General features: G+C 66.1%; 20 protein-coding genes. 16 read left to right on the forward strand and 4 right to left on the reverse strand.

The features are described from left to right. Window positions 1–2: 2 nt before the first annotated feature. Window positions 3–395: a hypothetical protein gene (locus PSm6_RS18770; RefSeq protein WP_265167948.1), complete on the reverse strand. Its 393-nt coding sequence runs from the start codon at window positions 393–395 to the stop codon at window positions 3–5. Window positions 396–530: 135 nt separating this feature from the next. On the opposite strand from PSm6_RS18770, the gene PSm6_RS18775 reads away from it, so the two are divergent. After that, window positions 531–1,502: a tRNA dihydrouridine synthase gene (locus tag PSm6_RS18775; protein ID WP_021218587.1), complete on the forward strand. Its 972-nt coding sequence runs from the start codon at window positions 531–533 to the stop codon at window positions 1,500–1,502. 122 nt (window positions 1,503–1,624) lie between these two features. Here PSm6_RS18775 and PSm6_RS18780 read toward each other — a convergent pair whose 3' ends face one another. After that, on the reverse strand, window positions 1,625–2,371 hold the full coding sequence (locus PSm6_RS18780; RefSeq protein WP_021218586.1) for an SDR family oxidoreductase: 747 nt from the start codon (window positions 2,369–2,371) through the stop codon (window positions 1,625–1,627). Window positions 2,372–2,494: 123 nt separating this feature from the next. On the opposite strand from PSm6_RS18780, the gene PSm6_RS18785 reads away from it, so the two are divergent. Next, window positions 2,495–2,941 carry an Hsp20 family protein gene (locus PSm6_RS18785; protein WP_021218585.1) on the forward strand — a complete coding sequence of 149 codons (447 nt, stop codon included), beginning with the start codon at window positions 2,495–2,497 and terminating at the stop codon, window positions 2,939–2,941. 48 nt (window positions 2,942–2,989) lie between these two features. On the opposite strand, the gene PSm6_RS18790 is transcribed toward PSm6_RS18785, so the two are convergent. Together PSm6_RS18790 and PSm6_RS18795 are read right to left on the reverse strand one after the other, a co-directional pair. Then, a complete protein-coding gene (locus tag PSm6_RS18790; RefSeq protein ID WP_021218584.1) occupies window positions 2,990–6,673 on the reverse strand; it encodes a sensor domain-containing protein in 3,684 nt (1,227 codons plus the stop codon). 126 nt (window positions 6,674–6,799) lie between these two features. Next, a complete protein-coding gene (locus tag PSm6_RS18795; RefSeq protein WP_021218583.1) occupies window positions 6,800–7,681 on the reverse strand; it encodes a LysR family transcriptional regulator in 882 nt (293 codons plus the stop codon). A gap of 177 nt (window positions 7,682–7,858) precedes the next feature. Between PSm6_RS18795 and leuC the strand changes: the two genes are divergently transcribed. The 14 genes from leuC (at window position 7,859) to purF (ending at window position 24,076) form a co-directional block, all read left to right on the forward strand. Further along, window positions 7,859–9,283: a 3-isopropylmalate dehydratase large subunit gene (leuC, locus tag PSm6_RS18800; RefSeq protein WP_021218582.1), complete on the forward strand. Its 1,425-nt coding sequence runs from the start codon at window positions 7,859–7,861 to the stop codon at window positions 9,281–9,283. 10 nt (window positions 9,284–9,293) lie between these two features. Further along, complete coding sequence (gene leuD / locus PSm6_RS18805; protein ID WP_021218581.1) at window positions 9,294–9,938, forward strand: 3-isopropylmalate dehydratase small subunit; 645 nt, start codon at window positions 9,294–9,296, stop codon at window positions 9,936–9,938. 14 nt (window positions 9,939–9,952) lie between these two features. Continuing rightward, window positions 9,953–10,717 (forward strand): class I SAM-dependent methyltransferase, encoded by a 765-nt coding sequence (locus PSm6_RS18810; protein WP_021218580.1) that lies wholly within the window; start codon window positions 9,953–9,955, stop codon window positions 10,715–10,717. Window positions 10,718–10,802: 85 nt separating this feature from the next. After that, window positions 10,803–11,885: a 3-isopropylmalate dehydrogenase gene (leuB, locus tag PSm6_RS18815; protein ID WP_043243364.1), complete on the forward strand. Its 1,083-nt coding sequence runs from the start codon at window positions 10,803–10,805 to the stop codon at window positions 11,883–11,885. Window positions 11,886–11,942: 57 nt separating this feature from the next. After that, complete coding sequence (gene asd, locus PSm6_RS18820) at window positions 11,943–13,055, forward strand: aspartate-semialdehyde dehydrogenase (protein ID WP_021218578.1); 1,113 nt, start codon at window positions 11,943–11,945, stop codon at window positions 13,053–13,055. 106 nt (window positions 13,056–13,161) lie between these two features. Continuing rightward, window positions 13,162–14,163 (forward strand): aspartate-semialdehyde dehydrogenase, encoded by a 1,002-nt coding sequence (locus PSm6_RS18825; protein WP_265167949.1) that lies wholly within the window; start codon window positions 13,162–13,164, stop codon window positions 14,161–14,163. Between the two features lie 154 nt (window positions 14,164–14,317). Then, window positions 14,318–17,227 carry a motility hub landmark protein FimV gene (locus PSm6_RS18830; RefSeq protein WP_265167951.1) on the forward strand — a complete coding sequence of 970 codons (2,910 nt, stop codon included), beginning with the start codon at window positions 14,318–14,320 and terminating at the stop codon, window positions 17,225–17,227. A 3-nt stretch (window positions 17,228–17,230) separates the two neighbouring features. Next, complete coding sequence (gene truA / locus PSm6_RS18835; RefSeq protein ID WP_043243358.1) at window positions 17,231–18,091, forward strand: tRNA pseudouridine(38-40) synthase TruA; 861 nt, start codon at window positions 17,231–17,233, stop codon at window positions 18,089–18,091. A 56-nt stretch (window positions 18,092–18,147) separates the two neighbouring features. Beyond that, window positions 18,148–18,771: a phosphoribosylanthranilate isomerase gene (locus PSm6_RS18840; protein WP_021218574.1), complete on the forward strand. Its 624-nt coding sequence runs from the start codon at window positions 18,148–18,150 to the stop codon at window positions 18,769–18,771. A 302-nt stretch (window positions 18,772–19,073) separates the two neighbouring features. After that, a complete protein-coding gene (accD, locus tag PSm6_RS18845; RefSeq protein ID WP_021218572.1) occupies window positions 19,074–19,946 on the forward strand; it encodes an acetyl-CoA carboxylase, carboxyltransferase subunit beta in 873 nt (290 codons plus the stop codon). After that, a complete protein-coding gene (gene folC / locus PSm6_RS18850; protein WP_021218571.1) occupies window positions 19,943–21,220 on the forward strand; it encodes a bifunctional tetrahydrofolate synthase/dihydrofolate synthase in 1,278 nt (425 codons plus the stop codon). Before accD ends, folC begins: the two co-directional genes overlap by 4 nt. 6 nt (window positions 21,221–21,226) lie before the next feature. Continuing rightward, window positions 21,227–21,871, forward strand: coding sequence for an SPOR domain-containing protein (locus tag PSm6_RS18855; RefSeq protein ID WP_031287419.1), 645 nt, complete (start codon window positions 21,227–21,229; stop codon window positions 21,869–21,871). Window positions 21,872–21,966: 95 nt separating this feature from the next. Next, the gene (locus PSm6_RS18860) at window positions 21,967–22,479 is read left to right on the forward strand and encodes a CvpA family protein (protein WP_021218569.1); all 513 of its coding nucleotides are present in this window, start codon (window positions 21,967–21,969) and stop codon (window positions 22,477–22,479) included. A gap of 91 nt (window positions 22,480–22,570) precedes the next feature. Further along, window positions 22,571–24,076, forward strand: a complete 1,506-nt coding sequence (purF, locus tag PSm6_RS18865) for an amidophosphoribosyltransferase (RefSeq protein WP_021218568.1) — start codon at window positions 22,571–22,573, stop codon at window positions 24,074–24,076.

Below are 24,076 nucleotides of genomic sequence, written 5' to 3' on the forward strand. Positions count from 1 at the left end.
GCTCAGTCCACCGCTGGCGACAGGAACAGCTCGGTCGGGTTCTGCACGATGCGGAAGTGCCGCCGCTCGCCGGGCTGGATCAGCACCGACTGCGGGCGCCCGGTGAGGTTGCCGGCGCAATAGCCCGAGGGGCTCTGGGCGACGTTCAGGGTCATCTCGCCGGCCGGCACGGTGAGGCTGATGGCCTGCCCGGCAGACAGTTGCGCCACCAGTTCGTCCTGCAGGTAGAGGCCCACTTCGCAGGCATTGGCGGCGTTCTCGTCGCGGCTGACCACCAGCTCCGCCACTGAGTCGGGTGCCGGTTGCAGCGGGCTCTCCAATAGGGTTTCTGCATCGGCCAGCGGGGCCAGGCTGCCAAGAGCCAGGCAGAGCAGGGCAGGGCGGAGCGTCTTCATCGGCGGTTCCTTCTCCAGGGCGTATGGCTTTCGACTGCGCCGGCGCGAACTTGCTCCCGCGGTTTTCGTCGGGAGGATTCTGTGCAGGCCCGCTCCGCGCTTACACTACGCGCCCATTTTTCCAAGGCTTCCCCTATGCAAATCGCCCTGGCGCCCATGGAGGGCCTGGTTGACGAGATTCTCCGAGACGTGCTGACCCGTGTGGGCGGCATCGATTGGTGCGTCAGCGAGTTCATCCGCGTCAGCGATCGCCTGCTGCCGGCCAGCACCTACCAGAAACTCGCTCCCGAGCTGGAGAGTGGTGCGCGCACCCGTGCCGGCACGCCGATGCGCGTGCAACTGCTGGGTTCCGACCCGGTGTGCCTGGGGGAGAACGCTGCATACGCCTGCGAGCTGGGCGCGCCGGTGATCGACCTTAACTTCGGCTGCCCGGCGAAAACGGTGAACAAGTCCCGTGGCGGCGCCGTGCTGCTCAAGGAGCCCGAGCTGCTGCATGCCATCGTCAGTGGCGTGCGCCGTGCGGTGCCTGCCGCCATTCCGGTCACGGCGAAGATGCGCCTGGGCTTCGACAGCCCCGATGGCGCGCTCGACTGCGCCCTGGCCCTGGCCGAAGGTGGCGCCTCGCAACTGGTGGTGCATGCACGCACCAAGGTCGAGGGCTACAAGCCGCCGGCCCACTGGGAATGGGTGGCGCGGGTGCAGGATGTGGTCAAGGTGCCGGTATTCGCCAACGGCGAGGTGTGGACGCTGGACGACTGGCGTCGCTGCCGCGAGGTCAGCGGCGTCGAGGACATCATGCTCGGTCGCGGCCTGGTCTCGCGCCCCGACCTGGCCCGGCAGATCGCCGCGGTGCGTGCCGGCGAAACACCCGAGGAGATGAGCTGGGCGGAGTTCCAGCCGCTGCTCCGCGACTTCTGGCGCCAGGCTCGGCGCAAGCTTGCCCCGCGTTACGCCCCGGGGCGGCTCAAGCAATGGCTGGCGATGCTTACGCGCACCTATCCGGAGGCTGTGCTGCTGTTCACCGAGATCCGCCGCGAAAGCGACTGTGCCCGTATCGACGCCTTGCTGGGCCTGCCCAGCCTGGAGCGGGAGTTCGCGGCGGCCTGATGCGCCTTGTTCCTTGGTTTTCCCGGGCTGAAGCCCGGGCTACGCACTGAGGTACGAGGCGCAGCATCAGGGGTGTCTCGTTGGGCCTCGCTGCGCTCGGCGCCAACCTACGATGCGCGTGCTCAGCGGCCGCCGGCGACATCCAGCAGGGCGCCGGTGGTGTATGAGGCCTCGTCGCTGGCCAGCCAGAGAATGGCCTTGGCGATTTCCTCCGCTTCGCCGCCCCGGCCCAGGGGGATGCTGGCGGCGACCCGCTCCACCCGCTTCGGCTCCCCGCCACTGGCATGGATTTCCGTGCGGATCACGCCGGGCCGCACCGCGTTCACCCGGATGCCTTCGGCCGCTACTTCCTTGGCCAGCCCTACCGTCATCGCGTCGATGGCGCCCTTGGCCGCCGCATAGTCGATGTACTCGTTGGGCGCACCCAGGCGCGCGGCGATGGACGACAGGTTGATGATCGCGCCGCCCCGGCCGCCGTGGCGGGTAGACATCCTGCGGATCGCCTCGCGGGCGCAGTGGAAGCTGCCGAAGACGTTGGCGCCGAACACCCGCAGCAGCCGGGCGCCGTCGATCTCCTCCAGGCGTGCCTGGCGTTCGAGCATTCCGGCGTTGTTGACCAGCACATCCAGACGGCCGAATTCGCTATCGATGGCTGCGAACAACTGTGCCACCTGTCGCTCGTCGGCCACGTCTGCGGCAACCGCGATGGCCCGGCCGCCCTGGCGCGTGATCTCGTCCACCAGTTGCTCGGCCGCCTCGCGCTGTTGCCGGTAATTGATGCACAGCGCATAGCCGCGCGCCGCCGCTAGTCGCGCGGTGGCGGCGCCGATGCCACGGCTGGCGCCGGTGATGAGCATGACCTTGTGCATGGAACCTCCATTGAAAAAAAGGCCCTTGAAATCATTTCGGCCGTCCCTATCTAGGGGAATGTGGGATGCCGAAGTCGGGTCCCGCGACTGTAGACACTTGCTGATTATTCAGGAGAGATTTTCATGACCACTGCATTTTCCCTCGCTCCGCTGTTCCGTCATTCCGTGGGCTTCGACCGGTTCAACGACCTGTTCGAGTCCGCCCAACGCAACGACAGCGGCAGCAGCTATCCGCCCTATAACGTCGAGAAGCACGGTGATGACCAGTACCGCATCGTGGTCGCCGCAGCCGGCTTCCAGGAAGAAGACCTGGAGCTGCAGGTCGAGCGTGGCGTGCTCACCGTCAGTGGTGGCAAGCGCGACAAGGGTGTCGAGAGCGTGACCTACCTGCACCAAGGCATCGCCCAGCGTGGCTTCAAGCTGTCGTTCCGCCTGGCCGACCACATCGAAGTGCGCAGCGCCGGGCTGCAGAACGGCCTGCTGAACATCGACCTGGTACGCATCGTGCCGGAAGACGCCAAGGCCAAGCGCATCCCCATCAATGGCGCTCGTGCGGTGCTGGAGAACTGATCCGGCAGCGCTTGCTGCAACGAAGAGGGCGCCTGCGGGCGCCCTTTTTCATGGGGCCGGGGGTAAGGCCTGCTGGTTGTTCCTGGCCAGCAGCGCGCGGAACTCCTCCAGCGGCACCGGCCGGCTGAACAGGTAGCCCTGGTACAGGTGGCAGCCCTGCTGTTCGAGGAAGTCCAGCTGCTCCTTCTGCTCCACCCCTTCGGCCACCATGCCCAGGCCCAGGCTGCGGGCCATGGCGACGATGGCGCGGATGATTTCGGCATCGTTGGGGTCGTTGGTGGCATCGCGGACGAATGACTGGTCGATCTTCAGCACATCCACCGGCAGGCGCTTGAGGTAGGTCAGGGAGGAGTAGCCGGTGCCGAAGTCGTCCATGGCGAAACTCACGCCGAGCTTCTTCAGGCGGCGCATCTTGCCGATGGTGTCGTCGAGGTTCTGGATGACGATGCCTTCGGTGATCTCCAGCTTGAGGATGCCGTGTGGCAAGCGGGTATCGACCAGGCTCTTCTCGATGCGTTCGACGAAATCGTTCTGGCGGAACTGCCGGGGGCTGATGTTCACGCACAGGCTGAAGTCGTCGGAACTGGCCAGCCGATCGACGAGCAGTCGCTCGCAGGCCCGGCAAGCCTCGGCCAGCACCCAGCTGCCCACTTCGAGGATCATCCCGCTTTCCTCCAGCACCTGGATGAACTGCGCCGGCGACTGCGGCCCCAGGGTCGGGTGCATCCAGCGCAGCAGCGCTTCGGCGCCTATCACCCGGTTGCTGCGGGCGTCCACCTGGGGCTGGAAGTACAGCTCGAACTCGCCGCGAACCAGGGCCAGGCGCAGGTCGTTCTCCAGGCGCAGGCGCTCGCTGGCCGCCTCCTGCATGGTGGCTCGGAACATCTGGATGGCGTTGCGCCCCGAATCCTTGGCTCGGTACAGGGCGATATCGGCGCGCTTGAGCAGGTCGGCGGGCGTCTCGCCGTGATCGGGAATCAGCGCCACGCCCATGCTCGGCGTGACCTGCAGGTGGTGGCCGTCCAGCAACATGGGCTCGGCCAGCAGCTTGCGCAGCTTGTCGGCGATCTGCCGCACCTGGCGCGTCACCTCGGAGCGCTTGCCCTCCAGGCCGGTGAGCAGCACCACGAATTCGTCGCCGCCCAGGCGCGCGACCGTATCTTCCAGGCGCACGCTGGCTTCCAGGCGTGCGGTGACCATCTTCAGCACCGAGTCGCCCACCGGATGGCCGAGGGAGTCGTTGATGTGCTTGAAGTGGTCGAGGTCGAGGAACAGCAGGGCACCGCGCAGCTTATGGCGGCGCAGCAGGGCGATCTGCTGGGTCAGGCGGTCCATCAGCAGGGCGCGGTTGGGCAGGTTGGTCAGCGAGTCGTGGTACGCCAGGTGCTGGATCTGTGCCTGGGCGTCCTTCAGCGCGCTGATGTCGCGGGCCGTCAGCAGCAGGCAGGCCTTGCCGTCGAGGTCGATCTGCTCCACCGAGACCTCCACCACCTTGCGCGTGCCGTCGCGGTGCTGGCCGGACATCTCCAGGTGGTGCGCGCGCCCATCGCGGCGCATGACCTCGATCAGGTGCTCGCGCTCATCGGGCCGGGCCCAGATGTGCAGGTCGTCGGCGGTGCGCCCGATTACTTCCTCGGCGCTGTAGCCGGTGAGGCGGCAGAAGCCTTCATTGACCTCGATGTAGCGGCCCGTGTCGCGCTCGGTGATGGTGATGGCGTCGGGGCTGGAGTGGAATGCCTTGGCGAACTTCTCCTGGCTGGCCTTGAGCGCCGCTTCGGACTGCTGACGCTCGGTGATGTCGCGGAAGGTGGTGGTGATGCACAGCTGGCGGTCGACGCGGATGAAGCGGCTGGACACTACGCAGGTCAGCATCCATCCGTCCTGGGTCAGGTACTGGGCCTCGACGTTGTCCAGGCCCTTGTCGCGCATCAGCGTGCGCGAAAGCTGGTCGCGCTGTTCCAGGTCGGCCCAGAAGGCGATCTCCGGTGCACAGCGGCCGACGATCTCATCGGGGCGCCAGCCGAACACCTCGGTGAAGCTGGGGTTGATCTCGATGAAGGCGCCGTCGCGCACGCGGGTCACGCAGATGGGGTCGGGGCTGGCCTGGAACAGGGTGACGAACTTCTCCTCCGACGCCGCCAGGCGCTGCTCGCGGCGCACCCGTTCGGTGATGTCGATGAGGATGCCGGCCATGCGCAGCGGCTCGCCCGCTTCGTCACGGTAGAGCTTGGCGGTGCTTTCCAGGAAATGGATCTCGCCATTGGCGAAGCGTGAGCGGTAGGTGAACTGGTAGTCCTTGGTCACCCCGGTGAGCAGGTCCTGGTAGGCCTGGCGCATGGCCATCTGGTCTTCCAGGGGCACGAAGCTGAAGAAGTTCTTGAAGTCGCCTTCGTACGGCTCGGTGGCCAGCCCGTGCAGCGCCGAGGCCCGGGCCGAGCCATAGAGGCTGCTGCTGGGGATGTGCCAGTCCCAGGTGCCCAGGTCGGCGGATTCCAGAGCCAGGGCCAGGCGCTCCTGGCTGTCCTTCAAGGCGCGCTCCTGGGCGCGCATCTCGGTGATGTCGCGCACCGTCAGTACCAGGCAGGTACGGCCATTGAGCTGGATCTGGTCGCCATACAGCAGGTTGGTGCTGACGGTACCGTCGCGGCCGCGCAGTTGCACTTCCAGGCCGGCGAGGATGCCGCTGTTGCCGAAGGCGTCGAGCATCTCGCGGCGCTGCTCGACATGGACCCAGATACCCAGTTCCAGCGAGCTGCGGCCGATGGTTTCGCTGGCATCCCAGCCGAACTGGCGCTGGAAGCCGGGGTTGGCCTCGATGAAGCAACCGGTCTCGCGGTCGGTGATGACCACGGCATCGGGGGTGCTGCGGAAGGCCTTGGAGAACTTCTCCTCGCTGGTGCGCAGGGCGGCTTCGGCGCGCTTGCGCTCGGTGGTGTCGAGGAAGGTGCTGATGAGGAAGGATTCGCCGTCCAGGTCGACGAACTGGCTGGACAGCACCCCGTCGAGCACCCGCTCGTCGCGGGTGCGCAGCTGCACCTCCTGGACGATGGGGTCTTCCGAGCCGTGGCTGTTGCGGTAGAGCAGTTCACGCTGCTGCGGGTGGACCCAGATGCCCAGTTCCTGGGTGCTGCGGCCGACCACCTCGGCGGCCGGCCAGCCGAACACGCTTTCGAAGTGCTGGTTGGCCTCGGTGATGATGCCGCCGTCCATGCGCACCAGCAGGATCACGTCGGGGCTCAAGTGGAACAGGCTGGAGAAGCGTCGCTGGGAGTTCTCCAGCGCCTCGGCCCGCTCCTGCTGCTCGGTGACGTCGCGGATCACCCCGATGATGCGCTTGCGCCCGTCGGGGTCTTCCTGCGGGCTGCCGCTGATCTCCAGCCAGTGCAGGCTGCCGTCGGGCCAGCGGATGCGGTGGCGGAAGGCGCGGTCCGGGTGGGCGCCGGACAGCACCCGGGCGAAGAGTTCGAGCACGCCGGCGCGGTCTTCCTCGGGAATCAGTTCGATGTAGTCGACCTGGGTGCGCAGCGGGCGCTTGGGGTCCAGGCCGAACAGCGCCTGGGCGCCGCGGGACCAGTTGACCCGGCCGCTGGCGATGTCCCAGTCCCAGGCGCCCAGGCGCGCGCCATTGAGCGCGGCGAGCAGGCGTTGCGTGTCCTGCCAGCTCTGCTCGAACTCGCCGGGGTCGAGGGCGGGGATGAAGGGCAGTGGCGGGCGATCAGATGGCTTGGTCATGGCGGCCCTTTCCGGTCCGGAGGCTGCAGTGTGGCGCGGTGCGGGCGGAGAGTGGGCGGGGTGGCTGGGGCATGCACGGGCCTTTTCTTATCGTTATGCGGCTCACGTTAGCCCCTGGTTCGGGGACTACGCAAGATTGTCGCGCTGGGCGTCGAGCAGGGCCATGAAGGCCTTGGCTGCGTTCGACAGGGTGCGGTCGGTGTGCAGGATGTAGCCGAGCTTGCGGCTCAGCTGGATGTCCTGCAGCGGCAGGCGCACCACCTGCTCGTCGAGCATGGTGCGCGGCAGCACGCTCCAGGCCAGGCCGATGGAGACCATCATCTTGATGGTCTCCATGTAGTTGGTGCTCATGCCGATGTTCGGCGTCAGCCCTTCTGCCTCGAACAGGCGCCGCACGATGTGGTGGGTGAAGGTGTTGCCGCCGGGGAACACCGCCGGGTGCTTGGCCACGTCGGCGAGGAAAATGGTCTTGTCGCGGGCCAGCGGATGTTCGGGGGCGGCGACGAAGTCCAGGGCGTCGTCCCAAACCGGCACCGCCTGCACGGGCAGGGCGGTTTCCGGGGCCAGGGTGATCACCGCCAGCTCGGCGCGGCCATGGAGGATCTCTTCATAGGCGACTTCGGAATCGAGGAACTGGATGTCCAGCGCCACCTGCGGGTAGGCACGGGTGAAGGCCCGCAGCAGCGGCGGCAGGCGATGCAGGCCGATGTGGTGGCTGGTGGCCAGGGTCAGGCGGCCGCTGATGTCACCGGAGAGGTTGCTCAGGGCGCGACGGGTGTCGTCCAGCACATTGAGGATCTGGTAGGCACGCGGCAGCAGGGCGCGGCCGGCTTCGGTCAGGCCCACTTCGCGGCCGAGGCGGTCGAACAGGCGCACGTTCAACTGCTGCTCCAGGGAAGCGATGCGCTTGCTCACCGCCGGCTGGGTCAGGTGCAGGCGTTCGCCGGCCTCGGAGAAGCTGCCGGTTTCGGCGATGGCGATGAAGGCATTGAGGCTGGCGAGGTCCATTGGCGCTTGAGCTCCAGGCAGAGGGCGTGGCTGAGGGTATTCCTGAGGGGAATCCATTGGATGAAAAATATGAATTTGAGTTATTCATGTCAAATCCCTAGGATCATCCCCACAAGCCAAGGGGCCTTTTTATCCATGAGAGCCCCGGCATAGAAACACGCTGATGAGGACCCACCGATGGCCGGCAAGACGCTGTACGACAAGCTCTGGGAATTGCATGAGGTGAAGCGCCGCGACGATGGTTCGTCGCTGATCTACATCGACCGTCACATCCTCCACGAAGTGACCTCGCCCCAGGCATTCGAAGGCCTGCGTCTGGCCAGCCGCAAGCCGTGGCGCATCGACGCCAACATCGCGACCCCGGACCACAACGTGCCGACCACCCGCGCCGAGCGCCAGGGCGGCCTCGAAGCCATCGCCGACGAGGTGTCGCGCATCCAGGTGCAGACCCTCGACGAGAATTGCGACGACTTCGGCATCCTCGAGTTCAAGATGAACGACGTACGGCAGGGCATCGTCCACGTGGTCGGCCCGGAGCAGGGTGCCACCTTGCCGGGCATGACCGTGGTCTGCGGTGACTCGCACACCTCCACCCACGGCGCCTTCGGTGCGCTGGCCCACGGCATCGGCACCTCCGAGGTGGAGCACGTGCTGGCCACCCAGTGCCTGATCGCCAAGAAGATGAAGAACATGCAGGTGCGCGTGGAGGGCACGCTGCCCTTCGGTGTGACCGCCAAGGACATCGTGCTCGCGGTGATCGGCAAGATCGGCACCGCCGGTGGCAACGGCCACGCCCTGGAGTTCGCCGGCAGCGCCATCCGCGACCTGTCCATGGAAGGCCGCATGACCATCTGCAACATGTCCATCGAAGCCGGTGCCCGCGTGGGCATGGTGGCGGTGGACGAGAAGACCATCGCCTATGTCGAAGGCCGCCCCTTCGCGCCCAAGGGCGCCGACTGGGAAAAGGCCGTGGCCGCCTGGAGCGACCTGGTTTCCGACGCCGATGCGCACTTCGACACCGTGATCGAGATGCGCGCCGAAGACATCATTCCCCAGGTCAGCTGGGGTACCTCGCCGGAGATGGTGCTGCCGGTCGACCAGCGCGTGCCGGACCCGGCCGTCGAGGCCGACCCGGTCAAGCGTGATTCCATCACCCGTGCCCTGAAGTACATGGGCCTGGCCGCCAACCAGGCGATCACCGATATCCAGCTGGACCGCGTGTTCATCGGTTCCTGCACCAACTCGCGCATCGAAGACCTGCGCGCCGCTGCCGAAGTGGCCAAGGGCCGCAAGGTCGCCACCACCGTCAAGCAGGCGATGGTGGTACCGGGCTCCGGCCTGGTGAAGCAGCAGGCCGAACAGGAAGGGCTGGACAAGATCTTCATCGAGGCCGGCTTCGAATGGCGTGAGCCGGGCTGCTCCATGTGCCTGGCGATGAACCCGGACCGCCTCGAAAGCGGCGAGCATTGCGCCTCCACCTCCAATCGCAACTTCGAAGGCCGCCAGGGCGCCGGTGGTCGTACCCACCTGGTCAGCCCGGCCATGGCCGCCGCAGCCGCCGTCAACGGCCGCTTCGTCGATGTTCGCGAGATGCTCAAGTAAGGAGAGCGAGATGAAAGCCTTTACCCAACACACCGGTCTCGTCGCTCCGCTCGATCGTGCCAACGTCGACACCGACCAGATCATCCCCAAGCAATTCCTCAAGTCGATCAAGCGCACCGGCTTCGGCCCCAACCTGTTCGACGAGTGGCGTTACCTCGATGTCGGCCAGCCCAACCAGGACAACTCCAAGCGCCCGGTGAACCCGGACTTCGTCCTCAACTTCCCGCGCTTCCAGGGCGCCAGCGTGCTGCTGGCCCGTGAGAACTTCGGTTGTGGCTCCTCCCGCGAGCACGCACCCTGGGCCCTGGAGGAGTACGGCTTCCGCGCCATCATCGCGCCGAGCTACGCCGACATCTTCTTCAACAACAGCTTCAAGAACGGCCTGCTGCCGATCATCCTCAAGGATGAAGAGGTGGACGAGCTGTTCAAGCAGTGCGAAGCGGAGGAGGGCTACCAGCTCACCGTCGACCTCGCCGCACAGACCGTGACCCGCCCGGACGGCAAGCAGTACAGCTTCGAAGTGGACGCGTTCCGCAAGCACTGCCTGCTCAACGGCCTCGACGACATCGGCCTGACCCTGCAGGACGCGGATGCCATCCGTGCCTTCGAGGGCGGTCATCGCCAGGCGCAGCCCTGGCTGTTCCGCGACGCCTGAGGCAGGGGAGCGAGATGAGCGACAAGGCCCATGCCCAGGTGGTGCAGCGCCAGTTCGGCGAACAGGCCAGTGCCTACCTGAGCAGTGCCGTGCACGCCCAGGGCACCGAGTTCGCGCTGCTGCAGGCGGCGGTCGAGGGCCGGGGCGACGCCCGGGTGCTCGACCTCGGCTGTGGCGCCGGGCATGTCAGCTTCCATGTCGCGCCACTGGTCGGCGAAGTGGTGGCTTACGACCTTTCCGAGCAGATGCTGGAGGTGGTCGCAGCGGCCGCTGCCGAGCGTGGGCTGGGCAACCTGCGCACCGAGCGCGGGGCGGCCGAGCGCCTGCCCTTCGCCGATGCCAGCTTCGATTTCGTCTTCAGCCGCTATTCCGCGCACCACTGGAGCGACCTGGGCCTGGCCCTGCGCGAGGTGCGTCGGGTGCTGAAGCCGGGCTGCACCGCTGTCTTCATCGACGTGGCGTCGCCGGGCAGCCCGCTGCTCGACACCCACCTGCAGGCCGTGGAAGTGCTGCGCGACACCAGCCATGTGCGCGACTATTCCGTCGCCGAGTGGCTGCGCCAGGTGAGCGAGGCCGGTCTGTTCGTCGATCGCCATGCGCGTCAGCGGCTGCGCCTGGAGTTCGCCTCCTGGATCACCCGCATGCGCACGCCGGATGTATTCCGCGACGCCATCCTGGCCCTGCAGAAGGCGGTGGGCGAGGAAGTGCGCGAGTATTTCGAAATCACTGAAGACGGCTCCTTCAGTACCGACGTGCTGGTGCTGTGGGCCACTAAATAACTGAGCGTCAGGCTGCAAGCTCCAAGCGACAAGTACTTGGGGCCTGCGACTTGGGGCTTGAAGCTTTTTTCCGAAGGAAAGACTCATGAGCAAACAGATTCTGGTTCTCCCTGGCGACGGTATCGGCCCGGAAATCATGGCCGAGGCGGTCAAGGTGCTGGAGCTGGCCAATGACAAGTTCCAGCTCGGCTTCGAGCTGACCCACGACGTGATCGGCGGCGCTGCCATCGACAAGCACGGCGTGCCCCTGGCCGACGAGACCCTGGAGCGTGCGCGCCAGGCCGACGCCGTGCTGCTGGGCGCCGTGGGCGGCCCGAAGTGGGACAAGATCGAGCGTGACATCCGCCCGGAACGCGGCCTGCTGAAGATCCGCTCGCAGCTGGGCCTGTTCGCCAACCTGCGCCCGGCCATCCTTTATCCGCAACTGGCCGATGCCTCTAGCCTCAAGCCGGAAGTGGTCGCGGGCCTGGACATCCTCATCGTCCGTGAGCTGACCGGCGGCATCTACTTCGGCCAGCCCCGCGAGCAGCGCGTGCTGGAAAACGGCGAGCGCCAGGCCTATGACACCCTGCCCTATGCCGAAAGCGAAATCCGCCGCATCGTCCGCGTCGGCTTCGACATGGCCCGCGTGCGCGGCAAGAAACTCTGCTCGGTGGACAAGGCCAACGTGCTTGCCTCCAGCCAGCTGTGGCGCGAGGTGGCCGAGGAAGTGGCCAAGGACTACCCGGATGTCGAGCTGTCGCACATGTACGTCGACAACGCCGCCATGCAGCTGGTGCGCGCACCCAAGCAGTTCGACGTGATGGTCACCGACAACATGTTCGGCGACATCCTGTCGGATGAGGCTTCCATGCTCACCGGCTCCATCGGCATGCTGCCTTCCGCTTCCCTGGATGCGAACAACAAGGGCATGTACGAGCCGTGCCACGGCTCCGCGCCGGACATCGCCGGCCAAGGCATCGCCAACCCCCTGGCGACCATCCTCTCGGTCTCGATGATGCTGCGCTACAGCTTCAACCAGAGCGCCGCCGCGGATGCCATCGAGAAGGCCGTGAGCCTCGTCCTCGACCAGGGCCTGCGCACCGGCGACATCTTCTCCGCCGGTACCACCAAGGTCGGTACCCAAGCCATGGGCGATGCAGTGGTCGAGGCCCTGCGTAATCTGTAATCTGTCGGGCTCGCCGGAATACCGGCGGTCCACTTTTTCCTGAAAGGTGTAGTTGTCATGAAGCGTGTAGGTCTGATCGGTTGGCGTGGCATGGTGGGTTCCGTGCTCATGCAGCGAATGCTGGAAGAGCGGGATTTCGACCTGATCGAGCCGGTTTTCTTCACCACTTCCAATGTTGGCGGGCAAGGCCCGGCGATCGGCAAGGACGTTGCCCCGCTGAAGGACGCGTACAACATCGATGAGCTGAAAAGCCTCGACGTGATCCTGACCTGCCAGGGTGGCGACTACACCAGCGAAGTCTTCCCCAAGCTGCGCGAAGCCGGCTGGCAGGGCTACTGGATCGACGCCGCCTCCAGCCTGCGCATGCAGGATGACGCGGTCATCGTCCTCGACCCGGTCAACCGTCGTGTCATCGACCAGCAGCTGGATGCCGGCACCAAGAACTACATCGGCGGCAACTGCACCGTCAGCCTGATGCTGATGGCCCTGGGCGGTCTGTTCGAAGCCGGCCTGGTGGAGTGGATGAGCGCCATGACCTACCAGGCAGCCTCCGGCGCCGGTGCCCAGAACATGCGCGAGCTGATCAAGCAGATGGGCGCGACCCACGCGGCGGTCGCCGATGACCTGGCCAACCCGGCCAGCGCCATCCTCGACATCGATCGCAAGGTGGCCGAAGCCATGCGCGGCGAGGCGTACCCCACCGAGAACTTCGGCGTGCCCCTGGCGGGCAGCCTGATCCCCTGGATCGACAAGGAGCTGCCCAACGGCCAGAGCCGTGAAGAGTGGAAGGGCCAGGCCGAAACCAACAAGATCCTCGGTCGCTTCAAGAGCCCGATCCCGGTGGACGGCATCTGCGTGCGCATCGGCGCCATGCGCTGCCACAGCCAGGCGCTGACCATCAAGCTGAACAAGGATGTGCCCATCGCCGATATCGAAGGCATGATCAGCCAGCACAACCCCTGGGTGAAACTGGTGCCGAACCAACGCGAGATCAGCATGCGCGAGCTGACCCCGACCGCCGTCACCGGCACCCTCAGCGTCCCGGTCGGCCGCCTGCGCAAGCTCAACATGGGCACGCAGTACCTCGGCGCCTTCACCGTGGGCGACCAACTGCTGTGGGGCGCGGCCGAACCGTTGCGCCGCATGCTGCGCATCCTCCTGGAGCGTTGATCGACAGCGGGCGCCGACGGGGCTCGTCGGCGCCCGGTTTCCCTCGATTGCCTGCGTGCGGGGCGACGGTTAAAGTGCCGCTCCCGTTTCGCCAGAGGCAATGTCCATGAGCCAGTCCTTCGATATCGCCGTTGTCGGCGCCACCGGTACCGTTGGCGAAACCCTCGTCGAACTCCTTGCCGAGCGTGAATTCCCCGTCGGAACCCTGCATCTGCTGGCCAGCATCGAGGCTGCCGGCGCCTCCGTGCAGTTCCGCGGCAAGAACCTGCGCGTACGCGATGTCGCCGAATTCGATTTCTCCCAGGTGCGCCTGGCCTTCTTCGCCGCCGGCGAGGCGGTGAGCCGCAGCTTCGCCGTGCGCGCCAGCCAGGCGGGCTGCGCGGTGATCGATCTTTCCGGTGCGCTGGACGACGCCCAGCCGCTGGTGCCGGAAGCCAATGCCGGCCTGCTCGGCGAACTGGCCCCTCCTTATAGGCTGTGCAGCCCGAGCGCTTCTGCCGTCGCCCTGGCCTGTGCCCTGGCGCCGCTGGTTTCCCTGGGCATCGAGCGCGTGACGGTCACCGCCTGCCTGGCCGTTTCCAGTCGTGGCCGCGAGGGGGTCACCGAGCTGGCCCGGCAAACCGTCGAGCTGCTCAACGCCCGTCCGCTGGAGCCGCGCTTCTTTGATCGCCAGGTTGCCTTCAACATCCTCGCCCAGCCCGATGCGGTGGATGAGGCGGGCCACGCCCAGCTGGAGAAGAGACTGGCACGCGAATTGAAAGCACTGCTGGCTGCCCCGGCCCTGGATGTGGCCGCCACCTGCGTGTTGGCACCGGTGTTCTTCGGCGACAGCCTGAGCGTCTCGCTGCAGGTGCGCGAGGACGTCGACCTGGCCGTCGTGCTGGAAAAACTGGAGGCGGCGGAGGGCATCGAACTGGTGGAGCAGGGCGACTATCCGACGGCGGTAGGTGACGCTGTGGGGCAGGATGTGATCTACGTCGGCCGCGTGCGAAAAGGGCTGGAAGACCCGCGCCAAGTCAATTTGTGGATTGCGTCTGATAATGTGCGAAAAGGCGCTGCACTCAACGCCGTACAGTCCGGCGAGTTATTGATAAAACACTATCTGTAAAAGATACTTACCTGAAAATTTGAAGAACTTTTCTAGCTTGACAATACTGGTTTAGTTTTCATCGCTGACGGGGAACCGCTATGGCGTGTTGTGGCAGCGATCAAAATACTCTCTCGTTCGGCCGAGAAAAAAAGATAAAACAAGGGATTACGCTATGATTCGGGTTCGCAAACTGGTGCTGGCAATTGCGGCTGCTTCGGCGCTGACCTCCGGCATGGCTCACGCTTTGGGGCTCGGGGAAGTGACCCTGAAGTCCGCCTTGAACCAGCCGCTGGTCGCTGAAATCGAGCTGCTCGAGGTCCGTGATCTGGCCTCCAACGAAGTCGTTCCGAGCCTGGCTTCGGCCGAAGAGTTCAGCAAGGCCGGCGTCGATCGCCAGTACTTCCTGACCGACCTCAAGTTCACGCCGGTGCTCAAGCCCAATGGCAAGAGCGTGATCCGCGTGACCTCCAACAAGCCGGTGCGCGAGCCCTACCTGAACTTCATGGTGGAAGTGCTGTGGCCCAACGGTCGCCTGCTGCGCGAATACACCCTGCTGCTGGACCCGCCGACCTACTCCGCTGAAACCACCGCTGCCGTCGTGCCGAGCATGCCCATCGCCGCTCCGGCCCAGGCTCCGCGCCCGGCTGCTGCACCGCGTCCGAGTGCCAGCCCGGCTGCCCAGGCACCGCGTCCGTCCACGCCTGTCGCCTCGGCCGCTTCCACCGCCAAGGCGGGCGCCGAAGAATACAAGACCACCGGCAGCGACACCCTGTGGGAAATTGCCCAGCGCAACCGCTCCAGCGGTTCCGTGCACCAGGCCATGCTGGCCATCCAGGACCTGAACCCGGATGCCTTCGTCGGCGGCAACATCAACCGCATGAAGAGCGGCCAGGTGCTGCGCATGCCCACCGATGCGCAGATCGCCAGCCGTTCCCAGTCCGAAGCCATTGCCCAGGTCGCAGCGCAGAACGCTGCCTGGCGTGACGGCAGCGCCGTAGCCGGTGCCGCCGGCCAGCGCCAGCTCGACGCCACCAAGCGCGCCAGCGCCGGTGCCGCTCCGGCCAAGACCGAAAGCAAGGACAACCTGCGCCTGGTATCCGCCGAGAGTGGCAAGTCCACAGCCGGCAGCGAGAAGGGTGCTGGCAACGGCAACAACAAGGCGCTGGCCGAGAAACTGGCGGTGACCCAGGAAAGCCTGGACACTACCCGTCGTGAGAACGACGAGCTCAAGGGCCGGATGACTGACCTGCAGAGCCAGCTGGATAAACTGCAACGCCTGATCCAGCTGAAGGATGATCAGCTGGCCAAGCTGCAGGGCGACCTGGCGAAGAAACCCGAGGCCGCCGCTCCGGCAGCACCGGCCACGCCGACAGCGCCAGCCGCTTCCGCCACCCCGGCCACTCCGGCTGCCGAACAACCTGCAGCGGTGCCGGCTACTCCGGCACCCGACGCAACCCAGGCCACTCCCCCGGCCGGGCAGGCACCGGACTACAACTACAACGAGGAGCCGGCTGCACCTGATGCAGCCGCCCAGTCCCAGAACCAGCAGCCGGCCAGTGAGCCGGCTGATGCCGTTGAAAAACCTGCTGCTCCGGCAGAGGCCGCCAAGCCGGTCGAGCCCGCTCCGGCGGCTGTGGCGCCCGTGCAGCCGGAACCTGAAGCCGAACAGCCTGGCTTCGTCGACGACCTGATGGGCAACCCGATGCTGCTGGGCATCGCCGGTGGCGGCGCGCTGCTGCTTCTGCTGGTCGCACTGATGATCCTCTCCCGTCGCAACGCCATGAAGGAAGCCGAGCTGCAGAACAGCCTGGCCGCCCAGGACGACGACACCGGCTTCGACAACGACCTGGACATCCAGGACAACGCCTTCGCCGGCCTCGAGAACGAGCCTGCTGCGGTCGCTGCTGCTCCGGCCCAGGCCGAGGAGCGTGTCACCGCCCAGACTGGCGATGCCATCAGCGAAGCCGACATCTACATCGCCTACGGCCGCTTCAACCAGGCTGCCGAGCTGCTGCAGAACGCGATCAACGACGAGCCGCATCGTGCCGACCTGCGCCTGAAGCTGATGGAGGTCTACGCCGAACTGGGTGACCGCGACGGCTTCGCCCGCCAGGAAAGCGAGCTGCGTGAAATCGGTGGTGCCTATGCCGAAGTCGACCAGCTCAAGGCCAAGTACCCGGCCATGGCGCTGGCCGCCGCTGCCGGCCTCGGCTTCGCCGCCGGTTCCGCCAGCGACGACCTCGACAGCTTCAGCCTCGACGACCTGACCCTGGACGAGCCTGCTGCTCCGGCTGCCCAGGCGCCTGCCGCCCAGGACGACATGGACGATGCCTTCGACCTGAGCCTGGATGAACTGGAAGCCGACCTCGACCGCGACCTGCAAGCTGCCTCCGGCAACGATGCCCTGGCCGGCCTGGACGAGATCGACCTGGATGCCGACCTCAACCTCGACGCTCCGAGCGCCCCGGCTGCCCGCAGCGACGACGAACTCGGCTTCGACCTGGAGCTGGACGACAAGCCGCTGAGCGAGCAATCGCTGGATCTGGGCGACGACCTGGCCGACTTCAGCCTGGAGCTGGAAGGCGACAGCAAGCCGTCCATCGCCGGGGAAGATGATTTCCTTCTCAGCCTGGATGACGACCTGAACCTGGGCGGCTCCCAGCCTGCTGCCGAGCCGGTCGCCAAGGAAGAGCCCGCGTCGGCCTTCGAACTGCCGTCCGATTTCGACCTGTCGATGCCGGAAGACGAGCCCGCCGCCGAAGAGGCGCCGCTCTCCGACAGCTTCGCCGCCAAGCTCGATGAAGTGACCGCCGAGCTCGACCAGCTCGCCGAGAGCCTCGACCAGCCGCCGGCCGACAGCGCACCTGCCAGCACCGCCGCTCCGGCAGTGGATCTGGATGGCGACGATGATTTCGACTTCCTATCCGGCACTGACGAAACCGCCACCAAGCTCGATCTGGCCCGTGCCTACATCGACATGGGTGACACCGAAGGCGCCCGCGACATCCTCGACGAAGTGATGTCCGAGGGCAGTGAAAACCAGCAACAGGAAGCGCGCGAGCTCATCGCCCGTATCAGCTGATCAATGACCCAAGCAGTACCCACAACGGCAGCCGACTCGGCTGCCGTTGGCATTTACAGAATCGCCCTCGGCATCGAGTACAAGGGCTCCCGCTACCGTGGCTTCCAGCGTCAACGCGCCGGGGTGCCCTCCGTCCAGGAAACCCTGGAAACGGCCTTGTCCAAGGTGGCCGGCGGTGCTCCCGTCACCCTCAGCTGTGCCGGGCGTACCGACGCCCTGGTGCATGCCAGTGGCCAGGTGGTGCATTTCGACACGCCGGTGCAGCGCTCCATGCATGCCTGGACCATGGGCGCCAACATGAACCTGCCGAACGACATCAGCGTGGCCTGGGCCCAGGAAATGCCCCGGCATTTCGACGCGCGCTTCAGTGCCATGGCGCGGCGTTATCGCTATGTCATCTACAACGACCAGATCCGCCCCGCGCATATGGCCGAGGAAGTCACCTGGAACCATCGCCCGCTGGATATCCAGCGCATGCGCGAGGCCGCCGCCCACCTGGTCGGCACCCATGACTTCAGCGCCTTCCGTGCCCGCCAGTGCCAGGCCAAGTCGCCGATCAAGACGGTGCACCACCTGCACCTCAGCGAGCACGGGCGCTTCATCGTGCTGGATATCCGCGCCAACGCCTTCCTTCACCATATGGTGCGCAACTTCGCCGGCGTGCTGATGACCATCGGTGCCGGCGAGCGTCCGCCGGAATGGGCCCGTGAAGTGCTGGAAAGCCGCGTGCGGCGTACCGGTGGCGTCACCGCCCATCCCTACGGGCTGTACCTGGTGCAGGTGGAGTACCCCGAGGAATTCCAGCTGCCGCACCGTTACATCGGGCCGCATTTTCTCTCCTGGTTACCGGAAAACCCGGGCTGACGCTCCGCCGAGCCTTTGCTACCATCCAGCATCTTTTACCCACCGGTGCCTGCAACTTGCCAGCCGTTCGCATCAAAATCTGTGGCATCACCCGCGTCGAGGACGCCCTCGCCGCGGCAGCGGCCGGTGCCGACGCCATCGGCATGGTGTTCTATGCCGCCAGCCCGCGAGCGGTGAATGTCGAGCAGGCCCGGGCGATAGTCGCGGCGCTGCCTCCCTTCGTGACCAGCGTGGGCCTGTTCGTCGATATGCCCGCCGCTGAACTGGCGGCGATTCTCGAAGCGGTGCCCCTCGACCTGCTGCAGTTCCACGGCGACGAGACCCCGGCAGCCTGCGAAGGCCATGGTCGTCCCTATATCAAGGCCTTGCGGGTCAAGCCCGGCGACGATGTGGCGGCCCGCGTAAGCGAGTACCCCGGCGCCTCGGGCGTGCTGTTGGATACCTACGTGCCCGGCATCCCCGGTGGTACCGGCGAAGCCTTCGACTGGAACCTGGTGCCGGTCGGCCTGGGCAAGCCGGTGATCCTCGCCGGCGGCCTCACCCCGGAAAACGTCGCCAGCGCGGTGGCGCAGGTCAGGCCCTACGCGGTCGACGTCAGCGGCGGAGTGGAGGCGAGCAAGGGCATCAAGGATCACGACAAGGTGCGAGCCTTCATCGATGCGGCAAGGGCGGCATGCTGAACCCGTCGTCCACAGATGTGACGGCGCCGCCTGCGCTGCCGTCCATAACCCAGTTGCCCGGGCACGCGCGTATGCGCACGGTGTCGGATCGGGCCGATTTTGCTTTTCGCGACGGCACCCTGGCGGTGCCCGTCGCCCAGATGGCCGGGGCCTTCCCGGCGTCACCGTGCGGGGCTGGGCGTACCGTCGCCATCCCGCCGATGCCGCCAACCCCGTCCGCAATCGTGAATTCGCTCAAGAACATGCGCAGGGCTCCGGGCCGCTAGCGCGTGTTCGGGCCTGAAGCTATGGAGAACGAGAGCATGAGCAACTGGCTGGTAGACAAGCTGATCCCTTCGATCATGCGTTCCGAGGTGAAGAAGAGCTCGGTTCCTGAAGGCCTCTGGCACAAGTGCCCGTCCTGCGAGGCCGTGCTGTACAAGCCCGAACTGGAGAAGACCCTCGACGTCTGTCCCAAGTGCAACCACCACATGCGCATCGACGCGCGTGCTCGCCTGGACATCTTCCTCGACGCCGACGGCCGCGAGGAGCTGGGTGCCGAGCTGGAGCCGGTGGACCGCCTGAAGTTCCGTGACAGCAAGAAGTACAAGGACCGCATCACCGCGGCCCAGAAGGACACCGGCGAGAAGGATGCGCTGATCGCCATGAGCGGCAGCCTGGAAGGCATGCCTATCGTCGCCTGCGCCTTCGAGTTCTCCTTCATGGGCGGCTCCATGGGCGCTGTGGTCGGCGAGCGTTTCGTACGCGCTGCCAACGTGGCGCTGGAGAAGCGTTGCCCGCTGGTGTGCTTCTCCGCTTCGGGTGGTGCGCGCATGCAGGAAGCGCTGATCTCGCTGATGCAGATGGCCAAGACCTCCGCCGTGCTGGCGCGCCTGCGCGAAGAGGGCCTGCCCTTCATCTCCGTGCTCACCGACCCGGTCTACGGTGGCGTATCCGCCAGCCTGGCCATGCTCGGTGATGTAATCGTCGCCGAACCCAAGGCGCTGATCGGCTTTGCCGGCCCCCGCGTGATCGAACAGACCGTTCGCGAGAAGCTGCCTGAAGGCTTCCAGCGCAGCGAGTTCCTGCTGGAGCACGGCGCCATCGACATGATCATTCCCCGCGATGAACTGCGTGCCCGCCTGTCGCGGCTGCTCGCGCAGTTCATGCATCTACCCTCACCGGCCACTGCATGACCCAACGAACCCTCGCCGACTGGCTCGCCTACCTCGAGCAACTCCACCCCACAGCCATCGACATGGGGCTGGAACGCAGTCACCAGGTCGCCCAGCGACTTGGCCTGCACAGGCCGGCGCCGCGGGTGGTCACGGTCACCGGGACCAACGGCAAGGGTTCGACCTGCGCCTTCCTCGCTTCCCTGCTGAGGGCGCAGGGCCTCAAGGTCGGCGTGTACAGCTCGCCGCACCTACTGGTCTATAACGAGCGCGTGCAGATCGATGGCATCGATGCCAGCGACGAAGCGCTCTGCGAGGCATTCGTGGCCGTGGAAGCGGCCCGTGGCGAAACCTCCCTGACCTATTTCGAAATGGGCACCCTCGCGGCCTTCTGGCTGTTCGAGCGCAGCGGCCTCGACGCCGTGGTGCTCGAAGTCGGCCTGGGTGGCCGGCTGGATGCGGTCAACCTGGTGGACGCCGACCTGGCGCTGGTCACCAGCATCGGCATCGACCATGCCGACTGGCTCGGCGATACCCGCGAAAGCGTGGCGTTCGAGAAAGCCGGCATCTTCCGTGCCGGCAAACCGGCGCTCTGTGGTGACCTCGACCCGCCTGCACCGCTCGCCGAGCGGGCTGCTGCCCTCAACGCTCCCTTCATCCTGCGTGGTCGTGACTACGACCTGGCGGTGGGGGAGGGGGCATGGCATTGGCGTGGCCTGGACCGGAATGGTCAGGGTCGCCAGCTCCATGATTTGCCGCTGCTCGACCTGCCCCTGGAAAACGCGGCACTGGCCCTGCAGGCCTATGCGCTGCTCGACCAGCCCTGGGACGAAGCCGTCATCACCCAGGCGCTGCAAGCCACCCGGGTCACCGGGCGCCTGGATCGCCGCGCGCTGAATTGGCGTGGCAAGTCACTCACGCTGCTGCTGGATGTTGGGCATAATCCCCACGCGGCCAGCTACCTGGCCGAGCGCTTGCGCAGCCGCCCGGTCGCCGGTCGGCGTCTGGCGGTGTTCGGCCTGTTGGCCGACAAGGACCTGGCCGGTGTGCTCGCGCCGCTCAAGGACGTGCTGCTGGACTGGGCCGTGGCCACACTGCCGTCCACGCGCAGCCGGCCTGCGGCCGAACTGCAGGCCGCGTTGCTCGCGCTGGGCGTTACCGCCAGCAGCCATGGCGATATTGCCGCGGCGCTGGAGGCACAGTGCGAGAAAGCCGGGGAGGGCGATGAAATCCTGGCGTTCGGATCTTTCTATTGCGTGGCCGAGGCGCTGGCCTGGCTCGCGCATCAGGTTTAAGGGGGAGTGGCTGTGCTGGACAAGGGACTCAAGCAACGCATCGTCGGTGCCCTGGTGCTGCTGGCGCTGGCGGTGATCTTCCTGCCGATGCTGTTCACCCGCGAGGACGAGTTGCGCCAGGTGCGCATCGACGCGCCGGCCATGCCGCAGACCCCGGAGATGCCGCCGGTGGAGATGGAAACCGTCGAGGTGCCCGAGCCCCAGGTACTCCCGGAAGAGCCGGTTCCGTCGCTGGATGCCAACGGCCAGGCCAGCGCCCTGCCCATTGCCCCCACCGAACAGCCTGCAGCGCCCGCGCAGCCGGCCCAGCCCCAGGCTCCCGCACAGCCGCAGGCCCAGCAACAGGCCCAGGCCGTGCCGCCAGCCGCCACGCCGCCCAAGGCCGATGAGAAGCGCCTGGACCCGAATGGCCTGCCGGTCAGCTGGTCGATCCAGCTCGCCAGCCTGTCCAGCCGCGCCGGCGCCGAGAAGCTGCAGCAGACCCTGCGCAGCCAGGGCTACAACGCCTACATCCGCAGTGCCGAAGGCATGAACCGGGTGTTCGTCGGCCCGGTGATCGAGCGCGCGGAAGCCGACCGGCTGCGGGATTCCCTGAGCCGCCAACAGAAGCTCAATGGCTTCATCGTGCGTTTCCAGCCTGAAAAGGGCTGATTCGCTCTCTCTATCAGAGCAATCTGATCCGCGGGTTACCGGAGCGACGGGGCTCTGCTAAAATGCAGCGCCTTTTCTGTTCGTGAGCTGCATACGTGGCATTCACCTGGGTCGATTGGTCGATCATCGCCATCATCGCCATTTCCAGCCTGATCAGTCTGAAACGCGGCTTCGTCAAGGAAGCGCTTTCGCTGCTCACCTGGATCATCGCCGGCATAGTCGCCTGGATGTTTGGCGGGGCCTTGTCACAGCACCTCACCGAGTTCATCGAAATGCCGTCGGCGCGCGTGATCGCGGCCTGCGCCATTCTCTTCATCGCCACCCTGCTGGTGGGGGCGTTGGTCAATTTCCTGATCGGTGAGCTGATCAGGGTCACCGGCATGGACGGCACCGACCGCTTCCTCGGCATGGTCTTCGGCGCGGCGCGCGGGGCTTTGCTGGTGGTGGTGCTGGTCGGCCTGCTGAGCCTGGCGCCGGTGCAACAGGATCCATGGTGGCAGCAGTCAACGTTGCTACCGCATTTTCTGATGGTCGCCGACTGGTCGAAGAACCTGATTCTGGGTTTCACCAGCCAGTGGCTTGCCGGCAGCGTCAGCGCACCAAGCTGAGCCGCCAAACAAAGGGTGGCGAGCGGGGCACCAACTGCCCGGCCCGTCGCCCGGTATTAGCCTGAACTACTAGCAGCAGGGGTTGCACCGCATGTGTGGCATCGTCGGTATCGTCGGTAAGTCGAACGTCAATCAGGCGCTGTATGACGCGCTCACCGTTCTCCAGCATCGCGGCCAGGACGCTGCCGGCATCGTCACCAGCCATGACGGCCGGTTGTTCCTGCGCAAGGACAACGGCCTGGTCCGTGACGTCTTCCAGCAACGCCACATGCAGCGCCTGGTAGGCCACATGGGCATCGGCCACGTGCGCTACCCGACTGCGGGCAGCTCCACCTCCGCCGAGGCGCAGCCGTTCTACGTCAACTCGCCCTACGGCATCACCCTGGCGCACAACGGCAACCTGACCAACGTCGAGCAGTTGGCCAAGGAAATCTACGAATCCGACCTGCGCCACGTGAACACCAGTTCCGACTCGGAAGTGCTGCTCAACGTGTTCGCCCATGAGTTGGCCCATCGCGGCAAGCTGCAGCCCACCGAGGAAGACGTGTTCGCCGCGGTTTCCGGCGTGCATGACCGCTGCCGTGGTGGCTACGCTGTGGTGGCGATGATCACCGGCTACGGCATCGTCGGCTTCCGCGACCCCAACGCCATCCGCCCGATCGTCTTCGGCCAGCGTCACACCGACGAAGGCGTGGAGTACATGATCGCCTCCGAAAGCGTCTCCCTCGACGTACTCGGCTTCACCCTGATCCGTGACCTGGCACCGGGCGAAGCGGTGTACATCACCGAAGACGGCAAGCTCTACACCCGCCAGTGCGCCAAGGCACCGAAGCTCGCCCCGTGCATCTTCGAGCACGTCTATCTGGCGCGCCCGGATTCGATCATGGACGGCGTCTCGGTCTACAAGGCACGTCTGCGCATGGGCGAGAAGCTCGCCGAGAAGATCCAGCGCGAGCGCCCGGACCACGACATCGACGTGGTCATCCCGATTCCGGACACCAGCCGCACCGCGGCCCTGGAGCTGGCCAACCACCTGGGCGTGAAGTTCCGCGAGGGCTTCGTCAAGAACCGCTACATCGGCCGTACCTTCATCATGCCGGGCCAGGCCGCGCGCAAGAAATCGGTACGTCAGAAGCTCAACGCCATCGAGCTGGAGTTCCGCGGCAAGAACGTGATGCTGGTGGACGACTCCATCGTCCGCGGCACCACCTGCAAGCAGATCATCCAGATGGCCCGCGAGGCCGGCGCCAAGAACGTCTACTTCTGCTCGGCCGCCCCGGCGGTGCGCTACCCGAACGTGTACGGCATCGACATGCCCAGCGCCCATGAGCTGATCGCCCACAACCGCACCACCGAGGAAGTGGCCGAGCTGATCGGCGCCGACTGGCTGCTCTACCAGGACCTGCCGGACCTGATCGAGGCGGTCGGTGGTGGCAAGGTGAAGATCGACCAGTTCGACTGCGCGGTGTTCGACGGCAAGTACATCACCGGCGATGTCGACGAGCACTACCTGAACAAGATCGAGCAGGCGCGCAATGACGCCAGCAAGGCCAAGGTCAACGTGGTCAGCGCGATCATCGACCTGTACAACAATTGA

The organism is Pseudomonas solani, assembly GCF_026072635.1.
Taxonomy (GTDB): domain Bacteria; phylum Pseudomonadota; class Gammaproteobacteria; order Pseudomonadales; family Pseudomonadaceae; genus Metapseudomonas; species Metapseudomonas solani.

What these genes read in the sequence shown, in the direction of transcription:
- PSm6_RS18770 (WP_265167948.1), bottom strand. Translation starts at nt 395, where the DNA reads ATGAAGACGCTCCGCCCTGCCCTGCTCTGCCTGGCTCTTGGCAGCCTG.
- PSm6_RS18775 (WP_021218587.1), top strand. Translation starts at nt 531, where the DNA reads ATGCAAATCGCCCTGGCGCCCATGGAGGGCCTGGTTGACGAGATTCTC.
- PSm6_RS18780 (WP_021218586.1), bottom strand. Translation starts at nt 2,371, where the DNA reads ATGCACAAGGTCATGCTCATCACCGGCGCCAGCCGTGGCATCGGCGCC.
- PSm6_RS18785 (WP_021218585.1), top strand. Translation starts at nt 2,495, where the DNA reads ATGACCACTGCATTTTCCCTCGCTCCGCTGTTCCGTCATTCCGTGGGC.
- PSm6_RS18790 (WP_021218584.1), bottom strand. Translation starts at nt 6,673, where the DNA reads ATGACCAAGCCATCTGATCGCCCGCCACTGCCCTTCATCCCCGCCCTC.
- PSm6_RS18795 (WP_021218583.1), bottom strand. Translation starts at nt 7,681, where the DNA reads ATGGACCTCGCCAGCCTCAATGCCTTCATCGCCATCGCCGAAACCGGC.
- leuC (WP_021218582.1), top strand. Translation starts at nt 7,859, where the DNA reads ATGGCCGGCAAGACGCTGTACGACAAGCTCTGGGAATTGCATGAGGTG.
- leuD (WP_021218581.1), top strand. Translation starts at nt 9,294, where the DNA reads ATGAAAGCCTTTACCCAACACACCGGTCTCGTCGCTCCGCTCGATCGT.
- PSm6_RS18810 (WP_021218580.1), top strand. Translation starts at nt 9,953, where the DNA reads ATGAGCGACAAGGCCCATGCCCAGGTGGTGCAGCGCCAGTTCGGCGAA.
- leuB (WP_043243364.1), top strand. Translation starts at nt 10,803, where the DNA reads ATGAGCAAACAGATTCTGGTTCTCCCTGGCGACGGTATCGGCCCGGAA.
- asd (WP_021218578.1), top strand. Translation starts at nt 11,943, where the DNA reads ATGAAGCGTGTAGGTCTGATCGGTTGGCGTGGCATGGTGGGTTCCGTG.
- PSm6_RS18825 (WP_265167949.1), top strand. Translation starts at nt 13,162, where the DNA reads ATGAGCCAGTCCTTCGATATCGCCGTTGTCGGCGCCACCGGTACCGTT.
- PSm6_RS18830 (WP_265167951.1), top strand. Translation starts at nt 14,318, where the DNA reads ATGATTCGGGTTCGCAAACTGGTGCTGGCAATTGCGGCTGCTTCGGCG.
- truA (WP_043243358.1), top strand. Translation starts at nt 17,231, where the DNA reads ATGACCCAAGCAGTACCCACAACGGCAGCCGACTCGGCTGCCGTTGGC.
- accD (WP_021218572.1), top strand. Translation starts at nt 19,074, where the DNA reads ATGAGCAACTGGCTGGTAGACAAGCTGATCCCTTCGATCATGCGTTCC.
- folC (WP_021218571.1), top strand. Translation starts at nt 19,943, where the DNA reads ATGACCCAACGAACCCTCGCCGACTGGCTCGCCTACCTCGAGCAACTC.
- purF (WP_021218568.1), top strand. Translation starts at nt 22,571, where the DNA reads ATGTGTGGCATCGTCGGTATCGTCGGTAAGTCGAACGTCAATCAGGCG.